Source organism: Pedobacter sp. AK013, assembly GCF_014205835.1.
GTDB lineage: Bacteria > Bacteroidota > Bacteroidia > Sphingobacteriales > Sphingobacteriaceae > Pedobacter.
Genome location: NZ_JACHCQ010000010.1, coordinates 37297 through 49886 on the forward strand (window position 1 = coordinate 37297; position 12590 = coordinate 49886).

Consider the following 12590-nt stretch of genomic DNA (forward strand, 5'->3'; position numbering starts at 1 on the left):
AATTTGTGGATTACCTTATAAATCCTAATTTAGAGAAGATAAATGATGTAAACAAAATTTTATAATAAAATAATTTTTGAAAGTCAACACTGTATTTTTATTTATATGCTTTTGTCTGTCTGTTCTTAGTTTAAATGCACAGGTACAACCTGGTGGAATGGAAAAATATTTTGAAAAATATATTTCAAAAACAGGCAACACTTTAAAACCAAGCGGCGATCAGCCTATTTTGGTAAGGTTCAACCGTACTTTAACAGCTGCCGAAATTCAATTGTTGAAACCCAAAAAACGTCTTTCAGGTGATTATTTTATTGTCGAAAAATCGAATGTTTCTAGCTTTTCTAACAGTATAGTTTCTCAGGAACAAGCCAATGGACTTTGGAAGGTTAGCGATAGATTGATGAAAGTATTAAGTAAAACCAATAAAAAGAACGATTCTATCCTGGTTCGGCTGGCTTTCAAAAATATAAATGCGTTACCAAAGGCTGTTGCAAACCTAAAGATAAAATCAGCCGATAACGTAAACAACATTTGTACTGCTTACCTATTGCCGGCAGATTTAATGTTGTTGTTAGAACTTGGCGATGTTTTATACGCCGATGTTTTGCCTGTAGCCAAAGAGGAAGTGGTAATTAATGGACTGGACCTGGCTTTAAACCAAATTTCTAACGCCCGAAATCTTTTTCCCGGTGTTGATGGCACAGGTATAAATGTTTCATTTAAAGAAGGGATGTACGATGCTACTGATCTTGATTTATTAGGAAAAACCGTTACAGGGGCCACTATTGGTAAAACGCCAACTACCCACGCCACTATTATGGCTACTTTAGCATTAGGAAACGGTAATTCCTTTATCCGGGGTTTAGGCGCGGCACCAAAGGCCAAACTTGCCTATTCGGATTTCACTAATCTGATGCCCGATCTGGTAACCGATTTAAACAAACTTCAGATTAACGTTCAAAATCATTCTTATGGTACTGATATAGATAACGATTACGGAATGGAGGCGGCAGCATACGATAAACAGATCTTCGAAACCGATACTTTGATGCATGTTTTTTCTGCCGGAAATAAAGGAACAAGCACACCTTCTGTAGGATTTTATCAAGGCATGACTGCTCGTGCCAATTTAACGGGAAATTTTAAGCAGGCGAAAAATTTATTAGTAATAGGAGGTATCAACAGAGAAAACATTTCCGAAAATCTGAGCAGTAAAGGCCCTGCCTACGATGGTCGTGTAAAACCAGAACTTGTTGCTTTAGGCGAAGACGGAACATCAGGCGCTGCAGCAACTACCAGTGGGTCGATTGCTTTGTTGGAACAATTTTATCAGCAGAAATATAAAAAAACTGCTCCCGCTTCACTAATCAGGGCAACAGTAATTAATTCTGCCGATGATTTAGGCACACCACAGGTTGATTTTGTGTACGGTTATGGAAAACTCAATGTAGCACAATCGTTAAAAACTTTAGATGAAAATAGGGCGTTATTATACGAAGTAGCCAAAAATCAGGATCTGCTTATTCCCTTAGCTATTCCGGCTAATGTAGCTGAAGTGAAACTGACTATTGCCTGGAACGATCCTCCTGCTGTTGTAAATGCAGCCCAAAGTTTGGTTAATGGACTAGATTTAAGTCTCGAAAATCCTGCAGGAAATTTAACGCTACCTTGGGTATTAAGCAGTTTTCCTCATTTAGATTCACTCTCAAAACCAGCAGTGCGTAAGGCAGATGTTATCAATAATATTCAACAGGTTACGCTTGATAATCCCACTGCAGGTGTTTATAATATTCATGTTAAGGGTAATAGGATAGTGCAAGGCAATAACCAGCCATTTGCATTGGCTTATCGTTACATATTCAAAAACACTTTTTCCTTTATTAGTCCTGAAAAAAACGAATACTTTTTTGCCAATGAAGGTAACTACATCAGGTGGGAGAATACTTATACCAGCAAAACCGGAAATCTATCCGTGAGTTATGATGAGGGTGTCACGTGGAAATCAATTGTCACCAATGTCGATTTAAGTAAAGGTTTTTACCATTGGAATACGCCAGATTTGTTTGCTAAAGCAATAGTTAAAATGGAAGTGGAAGGAAATGTAATATTGAGCCGGACATTTGTAATTTCGAAGCCAAGGGCATTGCAGGTGGGTTATGTTTGCAAAGATGGAATTGTATTAAACTGGAACCCTCAGCCTGGGGCTAAAGACTATACTTTGTACAATATAGTAGATAATAGCCTTTCTCCGGTGTTAACCCTTGCTGATACCGTAGTTAAGCTTGATGCAGGCAAGATCAATAGCAGGTATTTTGCGGTGGCAGCAAACGGTACAGATTTTACAGGTTTAAAAAGCTACACCATTGATTATACGCAACAGGGAGTAGCCTGTTATGTGAAAAATTTATTTGCATCAGTAGCGGATGATAACCGGATAAGGGTTGATCTGAGTATAGGCAGTACGCTGGATTTAAAGAACATTATCTGGGAAAAACAGACAGGCCCAAATACTTTTAGTATTTTACAGCAGACCAAACCAATTTCAAATCAACTCGATTATACAATTTTTGATGAAAAACCAAAAGATGGAATCCAGTTTTACCGTGTTACTTTCCAAACAGCCAACGGCCAGGTACAGAGTGATCTGGTTTCGGTGGTGTTTCTTAAAGAAAATGAATTTACGTTCTTCCCCAATCCGGTAGCCGATTATTTAACCGTTCTGAGTGGATCATTTGAAGATTACAACCTATCGATTTTTAATATCTTAGGGCAAAAGGTTTTTGAAGAAAAAGCTACAAGCTCCAATCGGTTTTTGCTCAATGCTTTATCAACGGGTGTTTATGTCGGTGTGATTAATAAAAACGGGCAGCAATTGAAGAAATTTAAGCTGATTAAGAAATAACCGGTATTATATTCTACTTGATCCTGCATTAAATATACTTTCTCCTGCAGATTTAAGAGAATAAAGACTGAAACTCCTAATTTCTTCGTAATTTTCAGCAATGCATTTTTATTAAAATCCAATTCTTTATAAATGAAAAAACTTCTCCTACTTTCCAGTTGCGCGCTCCTTTTCTTTGGTTCCTGCAAGCAAGGTGTAAAAAGCACTGATGTTAGCGCCGATTCTTTGGCCATAAAAGCCATTAACGATTCGAGTTTAACCCAATATCTATCGGTAATTGCGGCTGATAGTTTACAGGGGAGAAAACCGTTTACCAATGGAGAAACGAAAACCATTAATTATTTAAAAACACAGTTCGAAAAACTGGGTTTGCAACCTGGTAATGGAGATAGTTTCTTTCAAGAGGTACCCATGGTAGAGATTAAATCTGTTCCAGAAGATAAAATGGTGCTTAAAGGAAAAACAGCATCCTTAACCTTAAATTATTTAACCGATTTTGTGGCTGGTACCCGCCATGTGCAAGATGAGGTAAGCATTAGTAACTCACCACTGGTTTTTGCTGGCTATGGTATTGTGGCACCCGAGTACGGCTGGAACGATTATGCGGATCTTGATGTAAAGGGAAAAACGGTGGTGGTGTTGATTAACGATCCTGGCTTTGCGGATTCTACCTTATTTAAAGGTAAAAATATGACTTACTATGGCAGATGGACCTATAAATTTGAAGAGGCGGCCCGGCAGGGTGCTACCGGTATTATTATTGTTCATGATACCGAGCCAGCGGCTTACCCCTGGACAGTTGTTCGGAGCGGATGGTCGAAATCTAAGCTTACCTTGCAAAGCGAAGACAATGGAATGAGCAGGGCTGTAGTAGAAGGCTGGATTACTTTAGATAAGGCGAAACAATTATTTGCGCTGGATGGGAAATCATTTGATCAATTGGCTTTAAGTGCCCGTAAAAAAGGTTTTAAAGCTGTCGATTTAAATATTACCACCTCACTAAAAGTTAAAAATACGATCAAAAAATCAGTTACTTATAATGTTCTGGCTAAAATACCTGGCGATAAACGTAAAGATGAAGCTATTATTTATTCGGCACATTGGGATCATTTAGGTGTAGGAGAGAAAATACAAGGCGATTCTATTTATAATGGTGCGGTTGATAATGCAACAGGTGTAGCGGCCTTGTTCGAAATTGCTTCGGCCTTTAAAAAGTTGCCTAAAGTACCTGGACGTACTATTTTGTTTATTTCTTATACAGCAGAAGAACAAGGCCTTTTAGGATCTGAATATTATGCCAAACATCCTGTTTTTCCATTAGCTAAAACTGTTGCCAATATTAATATGGATATGATGGGCATAGCAGGTAAAACGAAAGATATTGTCGTGTATGGTTTTGGCCAGTCAGAACTCGAAGATTATGCTGCTGCGGCGGCTAAAAAGCAGGGGCGGGTAATTGTTCCAGATCCTGTTCCATCATCGGGATTATACTACCGTTCAGATCATTTTAATCTGGCTAAAGTTGGTGTGCCTTCATTGTTTACGGGTTCTGGAGTAGATAACATTAAAAATGGTAGGGAATGGGGATTAAAGCAGGTAGCCGATTTTACCAAATTCCGCTACCATTCGCCACAAGATAATTTTGATGCCAAAACATGGGATTTATCTGGTATCGTAGAAGATGTTAGAATGCTTTTTAATATGGGATATCGCATCAGCAATGAAGATTCGTATCCTAAGTGGAAAGACGGATCTGAATTTAAAGCCATCCGGGAAAAGAAATAAAACAAAAAGCGTCCCGATGGTAAACCGGGACGCTCTTCGAAAAAAAAGTCATTTTATTAAATTTCCCTTAAGGGAGAATTAATTAAAAGTAGAACTGTACACCTAATCTTGGTGCAAAAGTATCAGCGTTTAAGCCAAAAGTATTGGTTTTAACTTTAGCGCCAGTTCCTTCAGCTTTAACAGTGTAATTGTCGTAGCTTAAACCTTTAACTGAAAGTTCGATACCGATTTTTTTAGTTGGGAAGAAAGCAAAACCTGGAGCAACTTCTACACCGATTTTGGTCGTGGTACCCACTTTAACTGCGTTATCGCCGTTAGCATCTGTTGCTTTTAATTGACCGAAAGCCAATGGTACTGATAATTGTCCGAAGAATTTAAATTGATCAGATAAACCAACATAGTAACGACCGAAAGGAGCAACTTTAAATGCACCATTCTCTGTTCTGCTGCTTACTTTTTTATCATATTCGTAACCAACACCTGTACCGATAGCAAAATTATTGCTGATAAAATAACCAACACTTGGTAATACGCTAAAGCTGAAATCTGCTTTTGGAGCGCCGTCTACTTTTGTAGAGTTTACACCTACATTACCACCTAACATAAAATTTCCTTTTTCAGTTTGTGCTTGTGCACCATAAACTAAACCTGCTACTGCTACTAAAGATAATAATAGTTTTTTCATCTTTTTTATTATTTATTTGTTATTAAAATATAGTCAATTTTACTTTTTTAATTTCTGACTATATTTGAATAAAAGTCAACACTTGTGCCAAAAAACTTTGTCTGCGTCATCAAAAAATCAGTTTTTGGTCAACTGTCTAATTGATAAAGAGATATAAAATTAATGTTAAGTCAATATTATTTTCGTGTGACTAAAAATTAATCGACTGATTAATTTTTTAGACATGACAGATTGACAATCTGACTTTTTTTGTATAAATGTCAGATTTTATTATGTCTAAAATGGCAGATCTTGTAGAAGAGTTGTTGTGGTTTTGGATTAGACCTTACAGGCAGAAATTAAATTTTCTATTTTCTTTTTAATAATATCGATGCTTCTCTCGTCTGTCAGATTTCCTTCAGTATCGAATTTGTTTTGAGCTTGCGCAATTAAAACTTCCGGTTGTAAAACCGGATTCATATTTAAAAAGGTAAAAATGCGGTTTGAATTCTAACTGTTCCCCACATTCCATAATTATATTCTTCCGCATAAACCAACAATTTTTCTGTTCTTTTCCATAGTTATAAAACCAAAACTTTATCAAAATGTTGGTTTTTACAAGGACATATCGTGTAGTTTAAAAAATTATAATCGCTATTTTTGACGGTATAAGATACCGTTATGACTGAGAATACTACTACCACATCAATTATTGAAAAAACCGTTTTTCCCATTCTTTTTGCTTTAAGTTTTTCGCATCTGTTAAATGATACCATACAATCATTAATTCCGGCGATTTATCCGATTATCAAAACCAGTTATCATTTAAGTTTTTCGCAGATTGGTTTAATTACGCTTACTTTTCAATTGGCTGCTTCCTTATTACAGCCATTTGTAGGTTTGTATACAGATAAAAAACCTCAGCCATATTCGTTGGCGGTAGGGATGGGGTTTACCCTGATCGGTTTGATTTCGCTTTCCCAATCGACACATTTTTATACCATTTTGCTTTCTGTGTGTTTTATCGGAATTGGTTCTTCTATATTTCATCCCGAAGCCTCAAGGATGGCACATGCCGCATCTGGGGGAAAGAGGGGACTGGCACAGTCTGTTTTCCAGTTGGGTGGTAATGCAGGCAGTTCTTTAGGTCCATTATTGGCGGCCTGGATTATTGTGCCATATGGGCAATTCAGCGTGATCTGGTTTTCGGTAATTGCACTTTTAGCTATTATTATTTTAACCTATGTAGGTAACTGGTACAAAGGATTTATGCTTTCGAGAAGTAAAAAGATCAATATTCAAACTGTTGTGAATCAATTTTCGAGAGGAAAGGTAATCTTTTCGGTGTGTATTTTACTCTTATTAATTTTCTCGAAATATTTTTATATGGCGAGTTTGACTAATTATTTTACCTTTTATCTGATCGATAAATTCCATGTTTCGGTGCAAACCTCACAGATTTATTTATTTGTATTTTTATTCTCGGTAGCTGCCGGAACGTTGCTGGGCGGGCCAATAGGTGATAAAATAGGCCGGAAATATGTAATATGGGCGTCCATATTGGGTACTGCACCGTTTGCATTATTGCTTCCGCATGCCAGTTTATTTTGGGTAGGTGTTCTTATTGTTCCTATTGGGATGATTTTGGCATCTGCTTTCTCTGCAATTCTGGTTTATGCACAAGAATTGATTCCTGGAAAGGTAGGCTTGGTTGCCGGTTTGTTTTTTGGCTTTGCCTTTGGAATGGGCGGCATTGGGTCGGCTTTATTGGGGAAACTAGCTGATTCTACTAGTATAGAATACGTATTTAATGTTTGTGCGTTTCTGCCTTTAATCGGGTTATTAACCGGTTTCTTGCCTAATATAGAAACGAAGAAGAAATAAAAATTAGCGCCATCTTTAGCAAAGATGGCGCTATCCGATTTAAAAATGTAAGTTAACTCCGACGCTTGGCGTGAAAGAACTAAAGCCAAATGTAAATGATTTATTGCTTGAGGCTTGAGAATTTGAATTTACACCATCATCTTTCACATTTTGTTTGCTATAAGAAAGTAAAGGAAAAGAAAGCTCAACGGCCCATTTTTTAGTTGGGAAGAACGCAAATCCAGGGTCTATAGAAGCCTGATAATAGGTACTTTTATAATTGGTGGTTTCATTAATGTAATTACCTAATGATGTTAGGGTATACTTGCTTTTACCCCAAGCCATTCCAATATTTGCCTGGTTGAAAAATTTAAATTTATCAACAATATCTACGTAGTACCTTAAATACGGTATAATATTGAAGGAATGACTTTTACTAACTGAATTGATGTATTGTGGACTGCCGCTTCCCAGAAAATATACTGATTGGGATTCCGACTTATTTCCGCCATATCCAACCTGTAAACCTAGCGCTAGGTTTTTTCCAAAAAAATGTCCAAATCGTGGTGAAATATTAAAGGATTTTGAATTGCCGGTAGTAAAAGTATTATTAGAATTTAATGGCTCTTGTTTGTTATAATTAAATCCAATAGCACCACCAATTAAATTATCTCCTTTTTCTGTTTGAGCATTGGCTCCAATCATGATAGTACATACCGCTACCAACGTTAATAGTTGTTTTTTCATTTTCATTTGTGTTTTTGTGTATTCAATAATAGCATAAAAAACCGATATTAACTATTTGTTTAGTTTATTTGTTTTTTAAGTGATTGATCGTCAGGTATAAAAAAAAACACCAATCTAAATTATTGGATTGGTGTTGATTAATAAGAATGACTAGATTGTATTTTACTTCGAATTTGCGTTCAGGATAAAATAATACAGTTCAGTAGGCGAAAAATTGAAGGCACTACCTGTTTCACCTCTAATTGATTTGAGCTTTCCATTTTCCTCAGGAAAAATGCTTCTGTAGTATTCGATCTGTGCGCTACCTATGGATTTAATCTTTCCATTTTCTTCAGGAAAAATGCTTCTGTAATATTCGATGACAACATTACCAATTGATTTGATTTTTCCATCTTCCTCAGGGAAGATGCTTCTATAATATTCGATTGGCATATCACCGATTGATTTTACCTTTCCATTTTCTTCGGGAAAGATACTTTTGAAATATTCTATTTTTTTATCGCCGACAGATTTAATTTTACCATTTTCTTCAGGGAAAATACTTCTATAATATTCAAATTTTTTATCACCGATTGATTTAATCTTCCCATTTTCTTCAGGGAAAATACTTTTGTAGTATTCAAAATTGGTATTACCGATTGATTTGATCTTTCCGTTTTCTTCGGGGAAAATGCTTCTGTAATATTTTATTTCGGTGCTCGCTGTAGTTTGTGCTTTTACATTAACTGTATAAGTTAAAAGCATGGTTAAGCTTAAAACCTTTAAGCTTAACCTGCTGAATATATTTTTCATTTTATTAAATATTAAAAGTGATAATTGAAGGTAAATGTTGGTGTGAAATTTTGCAGGGCGAGCTTCAGGTTATTGGTTTTGTCATAGTTGTAGAGCGATTCTTCAGCATAGTAATTTTGATGGAAGAAAGATACAACCGGTAATGAAAATTCCAAGGCTGAATGTTTCGATATGAAATAACTAAAGCCAGGACTTACGCTTGCACCCCATCCCTTTATCTTAGCATCGGTACGGATCAGGTAACCTTCATTGTCAATACGGTTAAAAGTGTTTACCTGTAGGAGCAGGTTGGCTTGCATGAAAAACTTAAAGCGATCTTTAACGTCGATGTATTTGCGTATGAAAGGAGAAAAACCAAAGCTAAATTCTTTTACCCCAAGCTGTTCTTCGTAATACCCGTATTCTTCATTCCATGCGATATAATTTTCACCCCTGAGCTTCGAAAGATTTAAGGGGATTTCTAAACCAATGGCAAAATTATTGGCTAAAAAATAACCTCCTCTTGGCGTTAGGGTAAACGTGTTTAAGCTAGGTGATGAGCTGTTTTGCTTAGAAGTTCCAAAACTCAGACTTCCGCCAATAAATCCGGTTCCTTTTTCAGTTTGGGCATAGCTGCGCCAACTGATGGCGCATAGCAGCGCCATGATGATTAATTTAGGTTTCATTTTATTTGTGTTTTTGTGTGTAATCAATAATAATCATTATTGAAACAAAAAACAAGAAAACGAACTATTATGTTAGTTACATAAAGCGGGCTTGGTGAGTGAATTATGAATTCACAGTTCGCGGGGCTGTATTGCAAATCCAGACCAACTTGAAGCAAATGCAGGGACTACATAAGTATTCAGCGAAGCTAAATCTATCTAGAGGCAGATCTCTCCGCTCCACTGCGTTGCGGTCGAGATGACGGCCTTTTTAGCTAATTAACTAGCTTTAAATAAAAAAATCCCATAGAAATTAATCTATGGGATTTGATGATTATGTATTTAATCCGCTTTTTGGTTCAGGAACACAAAATTATGATCAAACATATCCAACTTAATTTTGCTGTCTTTATCTATCTTACCCGCCAATATCTCTTTCGACAACTCATTTAAGATTCTTTTTTGGATCACTCTTTTTAATGGTCTGGCACCAAACTGAGGATCGTAACCCAATTGTGCCAACCAATCTAAAGCTTCATCACTGGCTTCCATTTCTATACCCATTTCGGCCAATGTTTGCTGTACATGTTTAAACTGTAAGCTTACAATATTTCTGATTTCGCTGCGGTTTAACGGGGTAAACATAATCAGCTCATCAATCCTGTTCAAAAATTCCGGACGAATGGTCTGTTTTAGTACCTCGAACAACTCGTTTTTGGTTTTCGCAATTACTTCCTCGCGGTTTTCATCGTTTAAGTTTTTGAAATTATCTTGAATTAAATGCGCACCAATGTTTGAGGTCATGATGATAATGGTGTTTTTAAAATTCACCGTTCTACCTTTATTGTCCGTTAAACGTCCATCATCCAATACCTGTAACAGAATGTTAAATACATCAGGATGTGCTTTTTCAATCTCATCAAGCAATACCACCGAATAAGGTTTACGCCTAACGGCTTCAGTTAACTGTCCGCCTTCATCATAACCCACATATCCTGGAGGTGCTCCAATTAAACGTGAAACTGCATGACGCTCCTGGTATTCGCTCATATCGATACGGGTTAAGGCATTTTCATCGTTGAATAAAAATTCGGCCAGGGCTTTTGCAAGCTCCGTTTTACCTACACCAGTAGTACCTAAAAAGATGAAAGATCCAATTGGCTTACGTTTATCCTGCAAGCCTGCACGCGAGCGGCGAATGGCATCAGAAATGGCTTCAATTGCTTCATCCTGACCAGCCACACGCTGGTGTAATTCTTCTTCTAAATGAAGTAATTTTTCGCGCTCGCTGGCTATCAGTTTCGTAACCGGAATGCCTGTCCAACGGCCTACTACGCCTGCAATATCATCAGCAGTAACCTCTTCCTTAAGCATACGGCTATTGCTTTGCTGGCTTTCTAAATCGGTTTTAAGTTTTTCAACCTTATCTTGGGCTTCCTTGATTTTTCCGTAACGGATTTCGGCAACTTTACCGTAATCGCCTGCGCGTTCAGCTTGTTCTGCTTCTAATTTGTAGTGCTCAATTTGCTCCAGTTCGTTATTTACGGCATCTACCAAGTCTTTCTCACCTTGCCATTTCGCTTTAAATTCATCACGTTCTGCTGATAGATTAGCAATTTCTTCTGAAAGTTCTTTAACCTTCCTATCGTCTTTTTCCCGTTTAATGGCTTCACGTTCAATTTCTAAACGCATAATCTCACGGTCTAGAGCATCCACATTTTCAGGCACGCTGTCCATCTCCATACGTAATTTAGATGCAGCTTCATCCATTAAATCGATGGCCTTATCTGGCAAGAAACGGTCCGAAATATATCGCTGACTCATTTCTACGGCTGCGATAATGGCTTCATCTTTAATCCTTACTTTATGGTGTGTTTCATAACGTTCTTTTAAACCACGGAGGATAGAAATGGCATCCTGGGTATCAGGTTCTTCAACCATAACCTTTTGGAAACGACGTTCCAAAGCTTTATCTTTTTCTAAATATTTTTGATATTCATCTAAAGTTGTTGCACCAATGGCACGCAGTTCTCCACGCGCAAGGGCAGGTTTTAAAATGTTGGCTGCATCCATAGCGCCTTCACCGCCACCGGCACCCACCAAAGTGTGGATCTCATCGATAAACAGGATAATATCACCATCGCTTTGGGTAACCTCTTTAACTACAGCTTTTAAACGCTCTTCAAATTCGCCTTTGTATTTTGCTCCTGCAATTAAAGCACCCATATCGAGTGAATAAACCACTTTGCTTTTTAAATTTTCAGGTACATCACCTTTTATAATCCTAAAAGCAATTCCTTCGGCAATGGCGGTTTTACCCACACCAGGTTCGCCAATTAAAATAGGATTGTTCTTGGTTCTGCGTGATAAGATCTGTATTACCCGGCGGATTTCCTCATCGCGCCCAATTACAGGATCTAGTTTTCCGCTTTCTGCGTATTCGTTTAAATTCCTGGCATATTTGCTCAGGGCCTGATAGGTGGCCTCGGCATTTTGATCGGTTACACGGTTATCACCACGCAGCTCAATAATGGCTTTTTTAAGGTCTTTTTCGTTAACACCCTGTTCTTTTAGTAATTTAGAAGTGCTATCGTTAACGGCTAGGATACCCAATAATAGATGCTCTACAGATACAAATTCATCTTTAAACTCTTTTAAAAACGTCTGCGCTTTTTGTAAAACGCTATTTGCGTTAGATGACAGATAGACATTGCTTCCACTCACTTTCGGGAACTTGGCAATCTCTGCATCTAAATTTTGATTTAATGAATTTAGATTGACGTTTAATTTCTTTAAAACATAAGAAACCACGTTTTCATCAACAGTAAGCAAACCTTTAAGCAGGTGTGCCGTTTCAATAGCCTGTTGCTGATTGCCTTGGGCTATTTCAGAAGCCTGTTGAACTGCTTCCTGGGCTTTTATAGTAAAATTGTTGAAGTTCATATCCCTTTTAAGTCAAAACAAATGCCACGGCCATTTTGATTTTACAATCGGAAATTTTGTCGGTAATATTTTTATTTTTATGACTAAATTGCTGATTTATAGTGTTTTGTGCTGAAATTTTGTCGTGTTAGAATTGCCAATTGCTAACTGCCGAACCGATTGGACATTAAACAAGCTTTATAATTATTATTAACCACCTAAGCCATCTTAGTGCATCTAAGTGATATGGTTAACTGTTTAGTAGGTTTGT

At 37.2% G+C, this 12590-nt stretch carries 9 protein-coding genes; 3 read left to right on the forward strand and 6 right to left on the reverse strand.

Annotated features, from left to right (window positions below; all coding sequences use genetic code 11):
• Positions 1–157 precede the first annotated feature (157 nt).
• Together HDC90_RS08790 and HDC90_RS08795 are read left to right on the forward strand one after the other, a co-directional pair.
• Positions 158–2902, forward strand: coding sequence for a S8 family peptidase (locus HDC90_RS08790; RefSeq protein WP_184465591.1), 2745 nt, complete (start codon positions 158–160; stop codon positions 2900–2902).
• 132 nt (positions 2903–3034) lie between these two features.
• Positions 3035–4687 carry a M28 family metallopeptidase gene (locus HDC90_RS08795; protein WP_184465592.1) on the forward strand — a complete coding sequence of 551 codons (1653 nt, stop codon included), beginning with the start codon at positions 3035–3037 and terminating at the stop codon, positions 4685–4687.
• A gap of 82 nt (positions 4688–4769) precedes the next feature.
• Here HDC90_RS08795 and HDC90_RS08800 read toward each other — a convergent pair whose 3' ends face one another.
• Positions 4770–5372, reverse strand: coding sequence for an outer membrane beta-barrel protein (locus HDC90_RS08800; RefSeq protein WP_184465593.1), 603 nt, complete (start codon positions 5370–5372; stop codon positions 4770–4772).
• A gap of 318 nt (positions 5373–5690) precedes the next feature.
• Complete coding sequence (locus HDC90_RS08805) at positions 5691–5831, reverse strand: hypothetical protein (RefSeq protein WP_184465594.1); 141 nt, start codon at positions 5829–5831, stop codon at positions 5691–5693.
• 201 nt (positions 5832–6032) lie between these two features.
• Here HDC90_RS08805 and HDC90_RS08810 point away from each other — a divergent pair, with 201 nt between their 5' ends.
• A complete protein-coding gene (locus tag HDC90_RS08810; RefSeq protein WP_184465595.1) occupies positions 6033–7235 on the forward strand; it encodes an MFS transporter in 1203 nt (400 codons plus the stop codon).
• 39 nt (positions 7236–7274) lie between these two features.
• Here the strand turns inward: HDC90_RS08810 and HDC90_RS08815 are convergent, their stop codons facing one another.
• The 4 genes from HDC90_RS08815 to clpB form a co-directional block, all read right to left on the reverse strand.
• The gene (locus HDC90_RS08815; protein ID WP_184465596.1) at positions 7275–7961 is read right to left on the reverse strand and encodes a hypothetical protein; all 687 of its coding nucleotides are present in this window, start codon (positions 7959–7961) and stop codon (positions 7275–7277) included.
• A 162-nt stretch (positions 7962–8123) separates the two neighbouring features.
• Positions 8124–8753 carry a hypothetical protein gene (locus HDC90_RS08820; protein ID WP_184465597.1) on the reverse strand — a complete coding sequence of 210 codons (630 nt, stop codon included), beginning with the start codon at positions 8751–8753 and terminating at the stop codon, positions 8124–8126.
• Positions 8754–8764: 11 nt separating this feature from the next.
• Positions 8765–9418: a hypothetical protein gene (locus tag HDC90_RS08825; protein ID WP_184465598.1), complete on the reverse strand. Its 654-nt coding sequence runs from the start codon at positions 9416–9418 to the stop codon at positions 8765–8767.
• Between the two features lie 321 nt (positions 9419–9739).
• Positions 9740–12340 carry an ATP-dependent chaperone ClpB gene (clpB, locus tag HDC90_RS08830; protein ID WP_184465599.1) on the reverse strand — a complete coding sequence of 867 codons (2601 nt, stop codon included), beginning with the start codon at positions 12338–12340 and terminating at the stop codon, positions 9740–9742.
• Between the last annotated feature and the right edge of the window lie 250 nt (positions 12341–12590).